Origin of the sequence: Lysobacter sp. FW306-1B-D06B (assembly GCF_038446665.1) — a bacterium.
Classification (GTDB): Bacteria; Pseudomonadota; Gammaproteobacteria; order Xanthomonadales; family Xanthomonadaceae; genus Lysobacter_J.
In genome coordinates this window covers 1,589,274-1,606,510 of record NZ_CP151802.1, presented here as the reverse complement: position 1 = coordinate 1,606,510, position 17,237 = coordinate 1,589,274, and the positions used below count along the sequence as shown (strand labels likewise).

Genomic DNA, 17,237 nt, shown 5'->3' with positions numbered 1-17,237 from the left:
ATGGAAACCCGGGCCAATTACGTCCTCATCGGCGCCTTCACCATCCTGGTCACGCTGCTCCTGCTGCTGTTCGCGCTGTGGGCGGCGAAGTACTCCTCGGAAAAGGAATGGCGCACCTATGCCGTGCTGTTCAACGAACCGGTGACGGGCCTGACCGAAGGCAGCTCGGTTCAATACAACGGCATCTCCGTGGGCACGGTGCAGAAGCTGAGCCTGGCGCCCGACGACCCGCGCCGGGTGATCGCGCTGCTGCGCCTGCAGGCCAATGCGCCGGTCAAGACCGACACGCGCGCCAAGCTGTCGATCCAGGGCATCACCGGCAGCCCCTTCATCCAGCTCACCGGCGGCAGCCCGGGCAATCCGTTGCTGGCCGATTCGGACCGCCGCGAAGTGCCGGTGATCCAGACCGAAGCCTCGGCGCTGCAGAACATCGCCGACACCGCCAACCGCCTGGTCGCCCGACTCGATCAGGTGCTCAGCGACGAGAACGTAAAACGCGTGTCCAACACGCTGGCGAACGTGGAATCGATGACGGCCTCCATCGCCGGCCAGCGCGAGGACCTGCGCGCGCTCATCGTCAACGCGCGCAAGTCCAGCGAGCAGCTGTCGGCCACGCTCGACAACACCAACCGCGCGGTGCAAAGCGTGGATCGCGAACTCGTCGCCAAGCTGCCGGGGCTGATCGCCAAGCTCGACAGCACGCTTACGCGACTGGATTCGGCGGCCGGCAACGCCAACGGCGTGCTCACCGACAACCGCGCCGCCATCAACAGCTTCGCCAACGAAGGCCTGGCGCAGCTCGGCCCGACGCTGGCCGAACTGCGCTCGCTGGTGCGCGACCTGCGCCGGATCAGCGACCGCCTCGACGGCAACCCGACGCGCTACCTGCTCGGTCGCGACGGCCCCAAGGAATTCGAACCCGAATGATTCCGCGCGCCGAAATGACGACGAACGAACGCACGTCCCGACGCCACTCCCGCGTCCTGCTGGCCGCGACCCTGCTGCTGACGCTCGCCGGCTGCTCGATCCTGAGCGACAAGCCCAAGAGCACCAGCACCATCTACGCACCCGAACCCAAGGTGCAGGCCGATCCGGCCTGGCCGAAGGTGGACTGGCAGCTGGTGATCGCCCCGCCCATCGCGGCGCGCATCGTCGACAGCCTGCGCATGGCGGTTCGACCCACGCCGGGCGAGCTGCAGGTCTACCGGGGCGCACAGTGGGCGCGCCCGCCGTCGGACATGCTGGTGGACACGGTGCTGCGCGCGCTGGAGGACTCCGGCCGCATCCAAGGCGTCGCGCGCCAGGGTGCCGGCGTGGCGTCCGACTTCAAGCTGCTGTTCGAAGTACGCCGTTTCGAGTCCGATTACGCGCAGGGCGCGGTGCCGTCGGCGACGATCGAGGTCAGCGCCAAGCTGCTGCACGTGCGCGAACAGAAGGTCGCCGCTTCGAAGGTGTTCGTGCAGGCCACGCCAGCGGCGAGCACGGGCGTGGCCGATGTCGCGCAGGCGTTCGAACAGGCGCTGTCGACCGTCGGCCACGACATCGCCGGCTGGACGCTGGTGAGCGGCGAAGCCTACCGCCGCACGCTGCCACCGCCCGCGAAGGGTTGAGTCACGCGGGAAAGATTCGCCGGAACGTCAGGTTGACGCGCGGCCCGATGGGTCGCGCCGTGCGCGGCAGCGCGTGCCGGTAATGGCGCTGAGTCGTTCCCGACATCACCAGCAGGCTGCCGTGCGGCAGGTCGATCGCCAGTTTGCGCGACGGATCGTCGCGATGCTTCAGCGAGAACCGGCGTGTCGCGCCCAGGCTGACCGAGGCGATCACAGGCGTGGGCCCGAGTTCGGGCTCGCTGTCGCTGTGCCATCCCATGGCGTCGTCGCCGTTGCGGTACAGGTTCGCCAGCACGCTGTTGAAGGGCGTGCCCAGGTCGTGTTGCAGACGCTCGCGCACAGGGCGCAGCGCATCGGGCCACGGGCGTGGCTCGAACAAGGTGCCCGAATAGCGGTAGCGCGCCTGGGGGTCGCCGATCCAGCAGCTCCGCCGCGGCGAATCGACCTCCCGGCCGAACAGGCGGATGCGGTGGACCTCCCACGGCACCTGTCGCATCAGCGCGGCCAGCAGCGCGTCCGCGTCGGCGGGACTCATCCAGTGGGAATCCAGGCGGACCTCCCCATCGGGCAGGGGGAACGCAGACAGGACCATACGGCAAGCTAACACGGCGTATCCCGTCGGCGGCTGATTTGGCGCCGACCCCGCAAACCCGCGACAATCCATGTCGAATTCAGCCAGCCGCTGTACGCCAGCCCGTCCCGGAGTGCCCCCGCATGAGCCAACCTGATCAGTCCGCCGTCGAACGCGACGTGATGGAGTACGACGTCGTCACCGTGGGCGCAGGTCCCGCCGGTCTGTCGTTCGCGATCCGCCTCAAGCAGCTCAATCCCGACATCTCGGTGTGCGTGATCGAGAAGGCCTCGACCATCGGCGCGCAGATCCTCTCCGGCGCCGTCATCGAACCGGCGCCGCTGGACGCCCTGCTCCCCGGCTGGCGCGACAATCCGCCGCCGATCTGCGTTCCCGCCAAGCACGACGAGTTCTGGCTGCTCACGCACAAGGGTCACCACCGCCTGCCGATCCCACCGGGCATGCACAACCACGGCAATTTCATCGTCAGCCTGGGCGCGATGTGCGCCTGGCTGGCGCCGCAGGCCGAAGCGCTGGGCGTGGAGATCTACCCCGGCTTCGCCGCCGCCGAAACGCTGCACGATGACAACGGCGCCGTCGTCGGCGTGCGCATCGGCGACATGGGCGTGGCGAAGGACGGTTCGCACAAGCCGGGCTACACCGCCGGCATCGACATCCGCGCCAAGGTCACCGTGCTGGCCGAAGGCGCACGCGGCCATCTCACCAAGCGCCTGATCAAGCAGTTCAAGCTCGACGAAGGCAAGGAGCCGCAGGGCTACTCCATCGGCATCAAGGAACTGTGGCAGGTGCCGGAAGACCGCGTGACGCCGGGCAAGATCGTGCACAGCTTCGGCTGGCCGGCGGACAACCAGATCTACGGCGGCGGTTTCCTGTACCACCTGGACAAGGGCCGCATCGCGCTGGGTTATGTCAGCGGCCTCGACTACAAGGATCCGGAATACAAGCCGTGGGAAGCCTTCCAGCAATGGAAGAACCACCCGCTGTTCGAGCCGCTGCTGGAAGGCGGCAGCATCCTCTCCGCCGGCGCGCGCGCGATCGTCACCGGCGGCTGGCAGTCGCTGCCCAACTGCGAGATGCCCGGCGCGCTGCTGATCGGCGACACCGCCGGCCTGCTCAACGTGCCCAAGATCAAGGGCACGCACCAGGCGATCCGCTCCGGCATGCTCGCCGCCGAGCACCTGGCCGCTTCGCAGCTGTCGCCGCAGGGCTTCGACGCGAAGCTGCGCGGTTCGGAGGCGATGGCCGAACTGAAGAAGGTGCGCAACATCAAGCCGGGCTTCAAGCGCGGCCTGTGGTTCGGCATCCTCAACTCGGCGTGGGAAACGATGACGATGGGCCTGTCGCCGTGGACGCTGAAGAACAAGGCCGACTGGAACTCGCTCGACAAGATCGGCGACCACGAAACGCCCAGGCGCGACTACATCGACCGCAAGCTCGCCCCGCGCGATCGCCTGCAGGGCGTGTACTACGCCGCCACCGAGCACGACGAGGACCAGCCGGTGCACCTGAAGGTTCGCGACACGTCCATCTGCGTGACGCGCTGCGCCGAGGAGTACGACAACCCCTGCACGCGCTTCTGCCCGGCCGGCGTGTACGAGATCGTGCAGGACGAGGCCGGCAAGCGCCTGCAGATCAACGCGGCCAACTGCGTGCACTGCAAGACGTGCGACATCAAGGATCCCTACGAGATCATCGACTGGGTGACGCCGGAAGGCGGCTCGGGGCCGAACTACCAGAACCTCTGAGTGTTGCGTTTGCGCCGGATGCCGAGGCGTCCGGCGCTTGGTTGCCCCGCCAATCCGGTGCGGTCAGTAACGCGGCTGCCGGTGCCAGCGCCAGGCGGTCTCGACGATCTCCGCCACGTCGGTATAACGCGGCGCCCATCCGAGTTCGCGCTGCGCTTTCGCGCTGCTGGCCACCAGGCGGTCGGGGTCGCCCGCACGACGCGGCGCCAGGTCGTAGGGAATCTCGCTTCCGACCACGTCCGACGCCGCGCGGATCATCTCCAGCACGCTGAACCCGCTGCCGTTGCCGAGGTTGAAGGCATGTGCGCCTTCGTGGGTCGCCATGAACGCCAGCGCTCGCGAATGCGCGTCGGCCAGGTCGTCGACATGCACGTAGTCGCGCACGCACGTTCCGTCGGGCGTCGCATAGTCGTTGCCGAAAACCTTGAGCGACGGCCCCTTCCCTGTTGCGGCACGCAGCATGTTCGGGATCAGGTGCGTTTCGGGCTCATGCGATTCACCGATGTCGCCCTGCGGTGATGCACCGGCGGCATTGAAATAGCGCAGCGCCACCGAACGCAGGCCGTAGGCGCGTCCGGCGTCTTCCAGGATGCGTTCCACCATGAGCTTGCTCGCGCCATACGGATTGATGGGCTGCCGGGGATGCGATTCGTCGATCAGATCGGATTCGGGAACGCCGAACACGGCGGCCGTGGACGAGAACACCAGCTTGCCGACGCCGGCTTCGTGCATCGCCTGCAACAGATTGAGCGTGCCGGCGACGTTGTTCTCGTAGTACGCGTACGGCTGCGTCATGGACTCGCCCACCAGCGAGCGCGCGCAGAAGTGCATGACGGCATCGAAGCGGTACTGCGCGAACAACGCGCGCAGGTCGTCGCGTTCCAGCAGATCGCCCTGGACGAAGGGCGCATCGCCGACGGCCTCACGATGGCCCGTGGAGAGATTGTCGAAGACGACCGGCTCGATACCGTCGCGCGACAGGCGGCGCACCATGTGCGAGCCGATGTAGCCCGCGCCGCCACACACCAGAACCTTCATCGAGGCTTACGCCTTTGCGTTCGAGAAGCTCACGCCGGTCTTCTCGCGAAGTTCGTCCTCGCTCACGCCCGGCGCGAGCTCCACCAGCGTCAGGCCCTGCTCGGTCACGTCCATCACCGCCAGATCGCTGATGATGCGGTTGACCACGCCGACGCCGGTCAGCGGCAGCGTGCATTCGGGCAGGATCTTGTGCTCGCCGCCCTTGGCGGTGTGCTCCATCAGCACCACCACGCGCTTCACGCCGGCGACCAGGTCCATCGCGCCGCCCATGCCCTTGACCATCTTGCCGGGGACCATCCAGTTGGCGAGATCGCCCCGGTCGGTCACCTGCATCGCGCCGAGGATCGCCAGGTCGATGTGGCCGCCGCGGATCATCGCGAAGGAATCGTGGCTGCCGAAGTAGCTTGCGCCGGCACGCGCGGTGACGGTCTGCTTGCCGGCGTTGATGAGGTCGGCGTCCACTTCGGCTTCCGTCGGGAACGGGCCGATGCCGAGCAGGCCGTTCTCGCTCTGCAGCCACACGTCCATTCCGTCGGGAATGAAGTTGGCCACCAGCGTCGGCAGGCCGATGCCGAGGTTGACGTATGCGCCGTCGGTGAGTTCCTGCGCGGCGCGCTGCGCCATCTGGTCGCGGGTCCAAGCCATGTCGTTCTTCCTGTATTCGATGGGGTCAGGCGGCGCGCACGGTGCGCTGTTCGATGCGCTTCTCGGGCGAGGCGTTGACGACGATGCGGTCGACGTAGATGCCCGGCAGGTGGACGTGGTCGGGATCGATGTCGCCGATCTCCACCAGTTCCTCCACCTCGGCCACGCAGATCGCGCCGGCCATCGCACAGGCGGGATTGAAGTTGCGCGCGGTCTTGCGGAACACCAGGTTGCCGGCCTTGTCGGCCTTCCACGCCTTGACCAGCGAGACGTCGGCCTTGAGCGCGGTTTCCATCACGTAATGGTGGCCGTCGAACTCGCGCGTTTCCTTGCCCTCGGCCACCACCGTACCGTAGCCGGTGCGGGTGAAGAAGGCGGGAATCCCCGCGCCGCCTGCGCGCAGGCGTTCGGCCAGTGTGCCTTGCGGATTGAATTCGAGTTCGAGTTCGCCGGAGAGGAACTGGCGCTCGAATTCCTTGTTCTCGCCGACGTAGGACGAAATCATCTTCTTGATCTGCCGGGTCTCCAACAGCAGGCCCAGGCCGAAGCCATCCACGCCGGCGTTGTTGGAGATGGCGGTGAGCCCCTTGGCGCCGCTGTCGCGCAGCGCGGCGATCAACGCCTCGGGAATGCCGCACAGGCCGAAGCCGCCGACCGCGAGGGTCTGGCCGTCGGCGACGATGCCGTCGAGCGCCGCCTTCGCACTGGGGAAAACCTTGTTCTTGCCGTTTTGCGTCGCGGCCATGACGGGCTCCATTCGGGATCTGCGCAATGGGCCGGAGTTTACCGTGGCGACGGCCACCTCCCCCACCGTACGTTCGGGCATGCCAGCCGGCCTGTGCGGCGGGTCGCGACCGCAGGCCGCGGCAGCGTCTAGACTCCATGGCCATGACCCGAATCGCCCTCGTGACCGCCATCGCCGCCGCCGGCCTCGACGACGACCTGGCGCCGCTGCTGGACGCCTGCGCGCGCGCCGGCCTGGCCACGCAGGTACGCGCCTGGGACGACCCTACCGTCGGCTGGGGTCGCTTCGACGCGGCGATCCTGCGTTCGCCCTGGGATTACATGACGCGGCTGGGAGAGTTTCTCGACTGGTGCGAGCACGCCTCCTCGCGCACGCGACTGCTCAATCCGTTGCCGGTGGTGAAGTGGAACACCGACAAGCACTACCTGGCCGAGCTCGCCGCGCGTGGCGTGCCGGTGGTGCCGACCGTGTTCGTCGAACCGGAGACGGAGCCGCTGCCCGCATTGCAGGCGTTCCTCGCAGCGCATTCCGATACGCAGGAATTTGTCGTGAAGCCGAGCGTGGGTGCGGGCTCGAAGGATGCGCAGCGCTATGCGCGCACGCAAGAGTTCGCCGCGGCCAATCACCTCGCGCGGCTGCTCGATGCCGAACGCAGTGCGATGCTGCAGCCCTATCTGGACGCGGTGGACGAACACGGCGAGACCGCGCTGATCTACTTCGCCGGCGAGTTCAGCCACGCCATCCGCAAGGGGCCGTTGCTGCGGGCCGACGAGGGCCCGACGCCGCATCTTTTCGCCGCCGAAGCGATCACGCCACGCACGCCGTCGCAGGAGGAGATGTCACTGGCCGGACACGTGCTCGCCGCCGCCCGCGATGCACTGCAGCTGCACGAGGCACCGCTCTACGCGCGTGTGGACCTAATCGGTGATCGCGACGGCCGGCCGTGCCTGCTCGAACTGGAGCTGTGCGAGCCGTCGCTGTTCTTCGCCCATGCGGCGGGCAGCGCGGATCGGTTCGCGGCGCTGCTGGCGAAGACACTGGAACGCGCGCCGGCCTGAGCACGGCGCGCGCGAAGGACGGTCCGGTCAGGAGCGCCCGTACACGTCTTCCAGGCGGACGATGTCGTCCTCGCCCAGGTAACTGCCCGACTGCACTTCGATGAGTTCCACCGGCTCCGTGCCGCGGTTGCGCAGGCGGTGCACGCTGCCCAGCGGGATGTAGGTGCTCTCGTTTTCGTGCAGGTCGAACACGCGGTCATCGCACGTGACCTCGGCCACGCCGGACACGACGATCCAGTGCTCGGCGCGCTTGTGGTGCTTCTGCAGGCTCAGCGCCGCACCCGGCTTCACGACGATGCGCTTGACCTGGAAGCGCTCGCCCATGTCGATGGAGTCGTAGCTGCCCCACGGGCGGTAGACCTTGCGGTGGAACAGGTGCTCCTGGCGACCGGCCGCCTTCAGGTGATCGACCACCGTCTTGACGTCCTGCACCCGGTCCTTGCGCGCGACGAGCGTCGCGTCGGGCGTGTCGATGATCACCAGGTCTTCCACGCCGATGGTCGCGATCATGCGGCGCTCGGAAGCGCGCACGAGGCTGCCCTTGGTGTCGACGGAGATGACATCGCCTTCATGGCGGTTGTCGTCGTCGTCGCGCTGGGCGACCGCCCACAGCGACGACCACGAACCGATGTCGCTCCAGCCGCAGCTCACCGGCACGACCGCGGCGCGCTCGGTCTTCTCCATCACCGCGTAGTCGATGGAGTCGTTGGGGTTGGACGCGAACGCGTCCTTGCCGACGCGGATGAAATCCAGGTCCTGTGCGGCCGAGGCGTAAGCGGTGCGGGTCGCCTCCAGTACCGCCGGCGCATGGCGCGCCAGTTCGTCCAGGTAGGCGCTGGCCTTGAACAGGAACATGCCGGAGTTCCAGGCATAGGTGCCTTCGGCGACGTAGCGTTCGGCGGTGGCCTGGTCGGGCTTTTCGACGAAGCGCTGCACGCGGTAACCGTCCGCGCTCAGCGAATCGCCGCGCAGGATGTAGCCGTAGCCGGTCTCGGCATAGTCGGGCGTGATGCCGAAGGTCACCAGCCAACCTTCCGAGGCCAGACCGGTCGCCGCCGCGACGGCGGTGCGGAACGCGTTCTCGTCCTCGATCAGGTGATCGGCCGGCATCACCAGCAGCGCGCCGTCCGGATCGGTCGACAGCACGTGCAGCGCGGCCAACGCGATCGCCGGGGCGGTGTTGCGCGCCACGGGCTCGAGCAGGATGCCGCCACTGGGGATCGCCACCTCCTGCAACTGCTCACCGATCATGAAGCGATGGTCTTCGCTGCACACGGTGACCGGCGGCTGCGCGTCCGGCAGCTTGCTGGCACGGATCACGGTCTCCTGGTACAGCGAGTGGTCGCCGATCAACCGGAGGAACTGCTTGGGCTGGTTCTGACGCGAGAGTGGCCAAAGGCGAGAACCGCTTCCGCCACTGAGAACTACGGGGTGAAGCATCCTGGCTCCGGGAACTTCTAGTTAAACGGGACGCCAAGAATACCGGAGCGCATCCATCGCGGCTGAACCGGGAAGCCCCGGCAAGTCCGGGCCGCCCCGGGGTCAGGCCCCACCATCCGCCTGCGTAGGGAACCCTCGCTGGGCTAGAATCGGCGGTTCTCGGCCGCCCATCGGCCGCGCAACCATAGGAACCCCCGCACGATGAAGATTCTCGTCGGCTACAAGCGCGTGGTGGACTTCAATGTCCGCATCCAGGTCAAGCCGGACGGCTCCGGCGTGGTCACCGACGGCGTCAAGCTGTCGGCCAACCCGTTCGATGAAATCGCCCTGGAAGAGGCCCTGCGCCTGCGCGACAAGGGCATCGCGACCGAGGTCGTGGTCGCCACGATCGCTCCCGCCGACGCCCAGGCCCACCTGCGCAACGGCCTGGCCATGGGCGCCAACCGCGCCATCCACGTGGTCGCCGACGGCCCGATCCAGTCGCTGACCGCCGCCCGCGCCCTGCTCAAGCTGATCGAGAAAGAGCAGCCGGACCTGGTGATCCTGGGCAAGCAGGCCATCGACGACGACGCCAACCAGACCGGCCAGATGCTGGCCACGCTGTGGGGCCGACCGCAGGCGACGTTCGCTTCCAAGCTCGAGATCGCCAGCGGCAAGGCCACGGTGACGCGCGAAGTCGACGCCGGCCTGGAAACGCTGGAAGTCGACCTGCCGGCCGTGGTCACCACCGACCTGCGCCTGAACGAGCCGCGCTTCATCAAGCTGCCCGACATCATGAAGGCCAAGAGCAAGCCGCTGGAGAGCATCCCGTTCGCCGACCTCGGCGTGGACACCGGCGACACCCTCAAGACCACCCACTACGCCGCGCCGGCCAAGCGCAGCAAGGGCGTGATGGTGAAGGACGCGGCCGAACTGGTCGCCGCACTCAAGCAGAAGGGGCTCCTGTAATGAGCAAGGTTCTGATCGTCGCCGAACACCTGGACGGCAAGCTCAATGCCTCCACCGCCAAGTGCGTCTCCGCCGCCCAGGCACTGAAGCCCGACTCCATCGACATCCTGGTGCTGGCCGCCGATCCGGCCGCCGTCGCCAGCAATGCCGCGCAGATCGCCGGCGTCGGCAAGGTGCTCACCGTCGCCAACGCCGCCAACGCGAACGCCATCGCGCAGGTGCTGGCGCCGCAGGTGGCGAAGGTCGCCTCCGGCTACAGCCACGTCTTCGGCCCCAGCACCACCTTCGGCAAGGACCTGATGCCGTGCGTCGCCGCCCTGCTGGGCGTGGCGCAGGTGTCGGACGTGATGGCCGTGGAAGGCAGCCACGTCTTCAAGCGCCCGATCTACGCCGGCAACGCGATCATCACCGTCGAGGCACCGTCGGATCACACCGTGGTCGCCACCGTGCGCACGGCCTCCTGGCCGGAAGCGGCCAAGGGCGGCAGCGCCGCCGTCGAAGCCGTCTCCGTCGACGCCACGCTGCCCACGCACACCCGCTACGTCGGCCTGGCCGCCGGCAAGTCCGACCGTCCGGACCTGCAGAGCGCCAAGCGCGTCGTCTCCGGCGGCCGCGGCGTCGGTTCGGCCGACAATTTCAAGGTGATCTACGCGTTGGCCGACAAGCTCGGCGCCGCTGTCGGCGCCTCGCGCGCCGCGGTCGATGCCGGCTACGTGCCCAACGAACTGCAGGTCGGCCAGACCGGCAAGATCATCGCGCCGGAGCTGTACATCGCCGTCGGCATCAGCGGCGCGATCCAGCACCTGACCGGCATCAAGGACGCCGGCACCATCGTCGCGATCAACAAGGACGGCGATGCGCCGATCTTCGAGATCGCCGACATCGGGCTGGTGGGCGATCTGTTCGCCCTTCTGCCGGACTTCGAGAAGGCACTGGGCTGAGCCCGCGCCACCCCTTCAACGTTCGACCATTGCAGGACGCATGCAATCGCCTTCCCTCGCCGGTAACCCAACGCCCACCGTTTCCGTGGTTTCGCCGGTGTACGGCTGCCGCGGGTGCCTGGAAGAGCTGGTCGATTCGGTGGCCGCGCAACTGCGCGGTACCGTCGACGATTTCGAGGTGATCCTCGTCGACGACGCCAGCCCGGACCAGGCATGGTCGCGCATCCAGGAACTCGCGACGACGCGCCCGTGGCTGCGAGGCCTGCGCCTGGCCCGCAATTTCGGTCAGCATTCGGCGATCTCCGCGGGCATCGAGCACGCGACGGGCGAGTGGGTCGTGGTGATGGACTGCGATCTGCAGGATCCACCCGCGGCGATTCCGGACCTGTACCGCAAGGCGACCTCCGAGAATTTCGACGTCGTCTTCGTGCAGCGTCAGAACCGCAAGGACAGCTGGAGCAAGCGCCTGTCGTCGTGGGGCTTCTTCCGGCTGCTGACCTGGCTGACCGGCTCGCAGCAGGACGCAAGCACCGCGAACTTCGGCATCTTCCGCCGCCCGGTGATCGACGCGGTGTGCCGCATGCCGGAACGGGACCGCTCCTTCCCGCTCATGGTGAAGTGGGCCGGCTTCCGCCACGGGCTGCTTCCGGTCGAGCACGCACCGCGTGCCGAAGGACGCAGCACGTACACCCTGCGCAAACTGCTGCGCCTGGCGACCAACATCACCCTGGGCTATTCGGAAAAGCCGCTGAAGCTGGTCGCCTTCGCCGGCATCCTGTGCTCGCTGGTGTCGTTCTTCATGGTGGCACTGGCGGTGGCACGCTGGATCGACGGCGACATGGCCGTGGCCGGCTACACCTCGGTGATCGCATCGATCTGGCTCGTCGGGGGCATGCTGCTCTTCAGCCTGGGCGTGGTGGGCCTGTACGTGGGCCAGGTGTTCCGCAACGTGCAGGGGCGCCCGTACTACATCCTCGCCGAGGACACCCGTCGATGAGCGCCACCGTCATCGAACATGCCGGTGGCCGCGCCGAAGTGCGCCTGACGCCCTGGGACGAACGCGCGCTGGGCATGCGGACCGCCGAGATCGTACGTCTGGAGGTTTCGGACGATCCGGCCGGGCGCCCGCTCATCGAAGAGGTTGAGCGCTGGGGCCGTGAGAACGGTGTCCGTTACCTGTTCGGCCGCGTGGACGCGGCAGCGCCATCGGCGAAGAAGGCCGTGCTCGATGCCGGCTTCGCGATCGTGGAATGTTCGATCGCACTGTCCCGCGCCGGCTTCGCCGGACTGCCGCCGGTGCCCGCGCGCATGCGGCCCGCGTTGCGTCCGGCGGAAGAGGCCGACATCGGCGAACTCGAACGCATCGCGCGCGACGACTTCAATCACGGCCGCTTCCTGGAAGATCCCGCCATCGACCCCGCCCTCGCGGCGGCACGCACCGCGAACTGGATCGGAGACCTCGTCCGCCAGCGCCTCGCCTATGCGGCCACGTCGAACGGCAAGCTCATCGGCTTCCATGCCGAACGCGTCAGCGCCGACGGTCGTCATGCCGACCTGATCCTGACCGGCGCCACCGGACGCTATGCCATCATGGCAATGCCACTGTGGATTACCGCGCTGGAGTCCCTTTCCGCGCGCGGCGTGCAGGACTGCTCGACGCTCATCTCCGCCGCCAACACCGGCATCGTGAACCTGTACGCCAGGCTCGGATTCCGGTTCGACACCACTCTTTTCGGATTCAGGAAGTACCTATGAACGACAACACCGACCGCGTCGTCCAGGCGTTCTCCAGCGTGCTCGGCATTCCCGCCGATCGCATCACCGACGACCTGCGCTACGCCACGATCCCGGAGTGGGATTCGATCGCGCACATGTCCGTCATCGCGGCGCTGGAAGATGCCTTCGGCGTGATGATCGACATGGACGACGTCATCGACATGAGCTCCGTCGGCAAGGCGCGCGAGATCCTCGCCAAGTACGGCGCCGCGGCCTGACATGTCGCTGAAGGACCAGGTCATCGTGGTGACGGGCGCATCGCGCGGCATCGGCCGTGCGATCGCCCTGCATTGCGCTGGTCAAGGCGCGCAGCTGGTCCTCGTCGCGCGCGACGCGGATGCACTGCAAGGCGTGGCGGACGAATGCCTTGCCGCGGGCGGACCGGAACCGCATTGCGCTTCCCTCGACCTGACTCGCGACGACGGCATCCCGGCGCTGTTCCAGGATCTGTTCGCGCGTTACCGCAAGCTCGACGGGCTGGTGAACAACGCCGGCATCCTGCACGAAGGCGTGCTCGGCATGATCCGCCCCGACGACATCGACCGCGTGCTCGCGGTCAACGTCAAGGCGCCGCTGATGCTGATGCAGTACGCCGCGCGCCTGATGACGCGCAACAAGCGCGGGAGCATCGTCAACCTGGTTTCGATCATGGGCGTCCAGGGCGCGGCCGGCCTGACGCTGTACTCGGCGAGCAAGGCCGCGATGATCGGCGCGACGCTCTCCGCCTCGAAAGAACTCGCGCCACGCGGCATCCGCGTCAACGCGGTTTCTCCCGGCTTCATCGACACCGACATGACACGCGAGATGCCCGAGGCCGCGCACGCCGCACGCGTCGCGTCGATCGGCCTGGGCCGCGCAGGAACGCCTCAGGAAGTCGCGCAACTCGTCGCCTTCCTGCTCGACGATGCGTCGGCCTATGTCAGCGGGCAGGTCGTCGGCATCGACGGCCGCATGGTGGTCTGAGCGATGGCCTTCTGGGAACTGGAGCGGCAACGCGCCGACGCGATCGCGCTTGTCGATGCGCAGCGCTCGTGGACGTACGGCGAACTGGCGCGCCTGTCCGACAGTGCCGCGGCCGTGCTGGGACCGGGCCGAACGGTCGGTTTTCTGTGCATGCCCAGCACCGTCGACGCGGTTGCGCTGTACCTGGGCGCGCTGCGTTCGCGGCGGCATGTTCCGCTGCTCGTACAGCCGGATGTCGATGCGACGCTGCTTGCCGCGCTGGTGGCGCATTACCGTCCCGACTGGCTCGCCCTTCCGGACGGCAGCGAAATGGCCGGCTACGCCGTGGCGCATCGCGGCGGTGGCCTGGTCGTCCTCGTCCGCGACGAACCGGTGCACGCGCAGGCACCGCATCCGGACCTTGCCCTGCTGCTGAGCACGTCCGGCAGCACCGGCTCGTCCAAGCTGGTGCGCCTGTCGTACGAAGGCCTCGCCTCCAACGCGCGCGCGATCGCGCAGTACCTCGCCCTGCGCGAGGACGACCGCGCGATCACGACGCTGCCGCTGGCCTACTCGTTCGGCATGTCGATCCTCAACAGCCATCTGGAAGTCGGCGGGTCCATCATCCTCACCGAGGAGAGCCTGGTCGGTCGCGGCTTCTGGGATCTTGCCCGCACTCATGGCGTCACGTCGCTCTCGGGCGTGCCCGCGACCTTCGAAATGCTGCGGCGCGTGGGGCTTGAGCGCTTCCAGCTCGATCGCCTGCGCATGCTCACGCAGGCCGGCGGCCGCCTGCGCGACGCGATGATCGAGACCTTCCTCGATTTGTGCGGGCGCATGGGGCTTGAGTTCTTCGTGATGTACGGGCAGACCGAGGCCGGCCCGCGCATCAGTTACGTGCCTGCCGCGCGGCTTCGCGAGAAGGTCGGCAGCATCGGCATCGCCATTCCCGGCGGCGAATTGCGCATCGACGCGGACACTGGCGAACTGATCTATCGCGGGCCGAACGTGATGCTGGGCTACGCGGAGGCGCGCGGCGATCTGGCGCTGGGCGATCAGGCGAACGGGGAGCTTCGCACCGGTGACCTCGCCCGCCGCGACGAGGACGGGTTCTTCCATCTCACCGGGCGCGCCAAGCGCTTCATCAAGGTGTCGGGCAACCGGGTGAACCTCGATGAAGTGGAATCCATGCTCTCCGCCGAGCTGCAGCGCCTGGTGGCGTGCTCCGGCCGCGACGATGACCTGGTCGTCTTCGTCCCGGGCGAGTCGCCCGTCGAGCCCACGCGCATCAAGCAATTGATCCAGCAGCGTTACAAGCTCTTTCCCGGGCATGTGCGGTCGGTGGCGCTGGACACCCTGCCGCTGTTGCCGACCGGCAAGACCGACTATCAGGCGCTTCGCAGCATGAGCGAAGCCCAGGATGTACGAGCATGAGCGCCACTGAAGCGATCGCACCGCTGGAAGCGGACGTGTACGGCCTCGACCGGGAATCCAAACGGCGCTGGCTGCTGGACGGACTCAACGAACTGACGCGGCACCATCGCGCGAACTGCCCCGAGTACGGCCGCATGGTCGATTCGCTCTGGCCGGCCTCGATCCAGGCGCAGGACCTCGAATCCGTGCCCTGGCTGCCTGTCCGGTTGTTCAAGATGCTGGACCTCAAGAGCGTTGCGCAGGAGGAAGTCTCGCGTACGCTCGTATCCAGCGGCACGACGGGAGCCGCGGTGTCGCGGATCTTCCTCGACGCCGACACCGCCCGCTCGCAAACGCGCGCGCTGACCCGGATCTTCGCCGAGTTCGCCGGCAACAAGCGCATGCCCATGCTCGTCGTGGACGACGACAGCTTCCTGCGCGATCGCACGCGGTTCAACGCGCGCGCCGCCGGCATCCTCGGCTTCGCCAATTTCGGTCGCGACCACAAGTACCTGCTCGACGAACAGCTCCGGCCCGACTGGGACGCACTGCAGGCCTGGCTGGAGCGCCATCCCGACCAGCCGGTGTTCCTGTTCGGCTTCACGTACATCGTGTGGCAATCGCTGGTGATGGCCGCACGACGCGACGGCCGCCGCTTCCGCCTTCCGCATGGCAGCCTGCTGGTGCATGGCGGCGGCTGGAAGAAGATGGAGGAAGCCAAGGTGGACAACGCCGCGTTCAAGGCGGCCCTGCATGACGTCCTGGGCCTGGAGCGCGTGCACAACTACTACGGCATGGTCGAGCAGGTCGGCTCGGTGTTCTTCGAGTGCGAACACGGCCACCTGCACTCACCGGCCTATGCGGACGTGATCGTTCGCAGCACGGACGACCTGACTCCCGTGCCCAATGGAACGTCTGGTGTGATCCAGGTGCTGAGCCTGCTGCCGCGCAGCTACCCCGGGCATAGCCTCCTGACGGAGGACCTGGGCGTCGTGCATGGCGAGGACGATTGCCCTTGCGGACGCAAGGGCAAGCATTTCGGCGTGCTGGGCCGCCTGAAGAACGTGGAAGTACGCGGTTGCAGCGATACCCGGACGGTTCCCACGCCATGACGACGTTCCTGTTCTCCAGTTCGGCCGACCCCGACCTTTCGGCGCAGCTCAAGCGGCTGCGGACGCTGGGCACGCTGCAGCCGTTCTCGCACGCCGCCACGGAGTTCGTCGGCGATTTCTCGCGGCGTGTGCTCAAGCTCCCGCAGCTTCGCGCGCACCCGGAACTGGCGACGCTCGCGCACTGGTTCCGCCCGGCCGGTATCGCTCATCTTGAGCGGCGCGCGTCCGCGGTCGAAGGCAACCGCATCCTCGCGCGCGGCCTCGTGTTCCATCTGGCTCCGGCCAACGTCGACGTGCTGTTCGCCTACGCCTGGCTGATGTCGGTGCTGTCCGGCAACGCCAACGTAGCGCGCCTGTCGCAGAAGCCCAGCGCGCAGCGCGACGCCCTGATCGGCATCCTCGGCGCGATGCGCGAGGAGGGCCTGCACGCGGAGGTCCTCGACCGGACGATCCTGCTCACCTATCCGCACGACGCCGCGATCACCGCGCAGCTTTCCTCGCACTGCCACGCACGCATCGTCTGGGGCGGGGACAGCACGGTTCGCACCATCCGCGCGATATCGCTGCCGCCGCTTGCAGTGGAGCTGGCGTTCCCGGACCGCTTCGGCGTCGCTGCGATTTCCGCGGCCGCGCTGGACGCGGTCGGCGAAGACGATCTGCAACCGCTCGCGCGGCGTTTCGCCAACGACATCCTGTGGTTCGGCCAGCAGGCATGCTCGTCGCCGCGCTGCCTGTACTGGATCGGCGATCACGAGACGATCGCGCGCGCCAAGTCCCGCCTATGGCGCGCGGTGCGTGAGGATTCGGCGCGCTTCGAGGACGAGGCCGCCGCGCTGATGAGTCGCGTGACCGATGCGCACCTGCTGGCCGCGCTGGGGCACGCCGAGACCATCGACGGCGGCTTTGCGTCTTTTCCGATCCGTCTGCAGGCCGCACATTCGGATGGCGATGTTCGCGAGCTCCAGTCCGGCAACGGGCTGGTCGTGGAAGTGGAACTGCCGTCGCTGGCCGACATGGGCGCGCAGCTCGACGATCGCGATCAGACCCTGGTGCAGTTCGGCTTCGACTCCGCCGACATCGACGCCCTGCTCGCGCAACTGCGCGGCCGCGCCATCGACCGCGTCGTGCCCTTCGGCCGCGCGCTCGACTTCCATCATGTCTGGGATGGCACCGACCTGTTCAGCGTCCTGCGCCGACAGGTGACGCTCGCCAGCGTCTGAGCCATCCGCAAC

18 protein-coding genes are annotated in these 17,237 nt (G+C 67.7%); 13 read left to right on the top strand and 5 right to left on the bottom strand.

The annotated features are described in order from the left end of the window. Entirely contained in the window at nt 1-927 is a 927-nt protein-coding gene (locus AAFF32_RS07410; protein WP_216960445.1) for an MlaD family protein, read from the top strand. Continuing rightward, entirely contained in the window at nt 924-1,610 is a 687-nt protein-coding gene (locus AAFF32_RS07405; protein ID WP_342316967.1) for an ABC-type transport auxiliary lipoprotein family protein, read from the top strand. Before AAFF32_RS07410 ends, AAFF32_RS07405 begins: the two co-directional genes overlap by 4 nt. A gap of 1 nt (nt 1,611) precedes the next feature. Here AAFF32_RS07405 and AAFF32_RS07400 read toward each other — a convergent pair whose 3' ends face one another. Next, nucleotides 1,612-2,202 (bottom strand): alpha-ketoglutarate-dependent dioxygenase AlkB, encoded by a 591-nt coding sequence (locus AAFF32_RS07400; protein ID WP_216960448.1) that lies wholly within the window; start codon nt 2,200-2,202, stop codon nt 1,612-1,614. Nucleotides 2,203-2,324: 122 nt separating this feature from the next. On the opposite strand from AAFF32_RS07400, the gene AAFF32_RS07395 reads away from it, so the two are divergent. Next, nucleotides 2,325-3,947, top strand: a complete 1,623-nt coding sequence (locus AAFF32_RS07395; RefSeq protein ID WP_342316965.1) for an electron transfer flavoprotein-ubiquinone oxidoreductase — start codon at nt 2,325-2,327, stop codon at nt 3,945-3,947. Nucleotides 3,948-4,010: 63 nt separating this feature from the next. Here AAFF32_RS07395 and galE read toward each other — a convergent pair whose 3' ends face one another. The 3 genes from galE to AAFF32_RS07380 are packed head-to-tail and all read right to left on the bottom strand — an operon-like array spanning nt 4,011 to nt 6,375. Beyond that, nucleotides 4,011-4,985, bottom strand: a complete 975-nt coding sequence (gene galE / locus AAFF32_RS07390) for a UDP-glucose 4-epimerase GalE (RefSeq protein ID WP_342316963.1) — start codon at nt 4,983-4,985, stop codon at nt 4,011-4,013. 6 nt (nt 4,986-4,991) lie between these two features. Continuing rightward, nucleotides 4,992-5,630: a CoA transferase subunit B gene (locus AAFF32_RS07385; RefSeq protein WP_342316962.1), complete on the bottom strand. Its 639-nt coding sequence runs from the start codon at nt 5,628-5,630 to the stop codon at nt 4,992-4,994. A gap of 25 nt (nt 5,631-5,655) precedes the next feature. Next, nucleotides 5,656-6,375: a CoA transferase subunit A gene (locus AAFF32_RS07380; RefSeq protein ID WP_254200196.1), complete on the bottom strand. Its 720-nt coding sequence runs from the start codon at nt 6,373-6,375 to the stop codon at nt 5,656-5,658. A 143-nt stretch (nt 6,376-6,518) separates the two neighbouring features. Here AAFF32_RS07380 and AAFF32_RS07375 point away from each other — a divergent pair, with 143 nt between their 5' ends. After that, nucleotides 6,519-7,433, top strand: a complete 915-nt coding sequence (locus AAFF32_RS07375) for a hypothetical protein (protein ID WP_342316961.1) — start codon at nt 6,519-6,521, stop codon at nt 7,431-7,433. A 27-nt stretch (nt 7,434-7,460) separates the two neighbouring features. Here AAFF32_RS07375 and AAFF32_RS07370 read toward each other — a convergent pair whose 3' ends face one another. Further along, nucleotides 7,461-8,873, bottom strand: a complete 1,413-nt coding sequence (locus tag AAFF32_RS07370; RefSeq protein ID WP_216960464.1) for a mannose-1-phosphate guanylyltransferase/mannose-6-phosphate isomerase — start codon at nt 8,871-8,873, stop codon at nt 7,461-7,463. A 201-nt stretch (nt 8,874-9,074) separates the two neighbouring features. On the opposite strand from AAFF32_RS07370, the gene AAFF32_RS07365 reads away from it, so the two are divergent. Genes AAFF32_RS07365 through AAFF32_RS07325 form a run of 9 tightly spaced genes read left to right on the top strand, consistent with a single transcriptional unit; the run spans nt 9,075 to nt 17,225 of the window. Beyond that, nucleotides 9,075-9,821 carry an electron transfer flavoprotein subunit beta/FixA family protein gene (locus AAFF32_RS07365; protein ID WP_216960467.1) on the top strand — a complete coding sequence of 249 codons (747 nt, stop codon included), beginning with the start codon at nt 9,075-9,077 and terminating at the stop codon, nt 9,819-9,821. Further along, nucleotides 9,821-10,762, top strand: a complete 942-nt coding sequence (locus tag AAFF32_RS07360; protein WP_216960470.1) for an electron transfer flavoprotein subunit alpha/FixB family protein — start codon at nt 9,821-9,823, stop codon at nt 10,760-10,762. Before AAFF32_RS07365 ends, AAFF32_RS07360 begins: the two co-directional genes overlap by 1 nt. A gap of 40 nt (nt 10,763-10,802) precedes the next feature. Continuing rightward, nucleotides 10,803-11,759, top strand: a complete 957-nt coding sequence (locus AAFF32_RS07355) for a glycosyltransferase family 2 protein (RefSeq protein WP_342316960.1) — start codon at nt 10,803-10,805, stop codon at nt 11,757-11,759. Further along, a complete protein-coding gene (locus AAFF32_RS07350) occupies nt 11,756-12,517 on the top strand; it encodes a GNAT family protein (protein ID WP_216960475.1) in 762 nt (253 codons plus the stop codon). The genes AAFF32_RS07355 and AAFF32_RS07350 overlap by 4 nt, the downstream gene beginning before the upstream one ends. Next, entirely contained in the window at nt 12,514-12,756 is a 243-nt protein-coding gene (locus AAFF32_RS07345; protein ID WP_216960478.1) for an acyl carrier protein, read from the top strand. The genes AAFF32_RS07350 and AAFF32_RS07345 overlap by 4 nt, the downstream gene beginning before the upstream one ends. 1 nt (nt 12,757) lies before the next feature. Then, nucleotides 12,758-13,501 (top strand): SDR family NAD(P)-dependent oxidoreductase, encoded by a 744-nt coding sequence (locus AAFF32_RS07340; protein WP_216960481.1) that lies wholly within the window; start codon nt 12,758-12,760, stop codon nt 13,499-13,501. Between the two features lie 3 nt (nt 13,502-13,504). Beyond that, on the top strand, nt 13,505-14,914 hold the full coding sequence (locus tag AAFF32_RS07335) for an AMP-binding protein (RefSeq protein ID WP_342316959.1): 1,410 nt from the start codon (nt 13,505-13,507) through the stop codon (nt 14,912-14,914). After that, complete coding sequence (locus tag AAFF32_RS07330; RefSeq protein WP_342316958.1) at nt 14,911-16,005, top strand: acyl-protein synthetase; 1,095 nt, start codon at nt 14,911-14,913, stop codon at nt 16,003-16,005. Before AAFF32_RS07335 ends, AAFF32_RS07330 begins: the two co-directional genes overlap by 4 nt. Next, nucleotides 16,002-17,225 (top strand): acyl-CoA reductase, encoded by a 1,224-nt coding sequence (locus AAFF32_RS07325; protein WP_342316957.1) that lies wholly within the window; start codon nt 16,002-16,004, stop codon nt 17,223-17,225. Before AAFF32_RS07330 ends, AAFF32_RS07325 begins: the two co-directional genes overlap by 4 nt. Nucleotides 17,226-17,237: the final 12 nt, after the last annotated feature.

Bases quoted from the DNA above. Each gene is read 5' to 3' on its own strand.
- AAFF32_RS07410 (WP_216960445.1), top strand. From the start codon at position 1: ATGGAAACCCGGGCCAATTACGTCCTCATCGGCGCCTTCACCATCCTG.
- AAFF32_RS07405 (WP_342316967.1), top strand. From the start codon at position 924: ATGATTCCGCGCGCCGAAATGACGACGAACGAACGCACGTCCCGACGC.
- AAFF32_RS07400 (WP_216960448.1), bottom strand. From the start codon at position 2,202: ATGGTCCTGTCTGCGTTCCCCCTGCCCGATGGGGAGGTCCGCCTGGAT.
- AAFF32_RS07395 (WP_342316965.1), top strand. From the start codon at position 2,325: ATGAGCCAACCTGATCAGTCCGCCGTCGAACGCGACGTGATGGAGTAC.
- galE (WP_342316963.1), bottom strand. From the start codon at position 4,985: ATGAAGGTTCTGGTGTGTGGCGGCGCGGGCTACATCGGCTCGCACATG.
- AAFF32_RS07385 (WP_342316962.1), bottom strand. From the start codon at position 5,630: ATGGCTTGGACCCGCGACCAGATGGCGCAGCGCGCCGCGCAGGAACTC.
- AAFF32_RS07380 (WP_254200196.1), bottom strand. From the start codon at position 6,375: ATGGCCGCGACGCAAAACGGCAAGAACAAGGTTTTCCCCAGTGCGAAG.
- AAFF32_RS07375 (WP_342316961.1), top strand. From the start codon at position 6,519: ATGACCCGAATCGCCCTCGTGACCGCCATCGCCGCCGCCGGCCTCGAC.
- AAFF32_RS07370 (WP_216960464.1), bottom strand. From the start codon at position 8,873: ATGCTTCACCCCGTAGTTCTCAGTGGCGGAAGCGGTTCTCGCCTTTGG.
- AAFF32_RS07365 (WP_216960467.1), top strand. From the start codon at position 9,075: ATGAAGATTCTCGTCGGCTACAAGCGCGTGGTGGACTTCAATGTCCGC.
- AAFF32_RS07360 (WP_216960470.1), top strand. From the start codon at position 9,821: ATGAGCAAGGTTCTGATCGTCGCCGAACACCTGGACGGCAAGCTCAAT.
- AAFF32_RS07355 (WP_342316960.1), top strand. From the start codon at position 10,803: ATGCAATCGCCTTCCCTCGCCGGTAACCCAACGCCCACCGTTTCCGTG.
- AAFF32_RS07350 (WP_216960475.1), top strand. From the start codon at position 11,756: ATGAGCGCCACCGTCATCGAACATGCCGGTGGCCGCGCCGAAGTGCGC.
- AAFF32_RS07345 (WP_216960478.1), top strand. From the start codon at position 12,514: ATGAACGACAACACCGACCGCGTCGTCCAGGCGTTCTCCAGCGTGCTC.
- AAFF32_RS07340 (WP_216960481.1), top strand. From the start codon at position 12,758: ATGTCGCTGAAGGACCAGGTCATCGTGGTGACGGGCGCATCGCGCGGC.
- AAFF32_RS07335 (WP_342316959.1), top strand. From the start codon at position 13,505: ATGGCCTTCTGGGAACTGGAGCGGCAACGCGCCGACGCGATCGCGCTT.
- AAFF32_RS07330 (WP_342316958.1), top strand. From the start codon at position 14,911: ATGAGCGCCACTGAAGCGATCGCACCGCTGGAAGCGGACGTGTACGGC.
- AAFF32_RS07325 (WP_342316957.1), top strand. From the start codon at position 16,002: ATGACGACGTTCCTGTTCTCCAGTTCGGCCGACCCCGACCTTTCGGCG.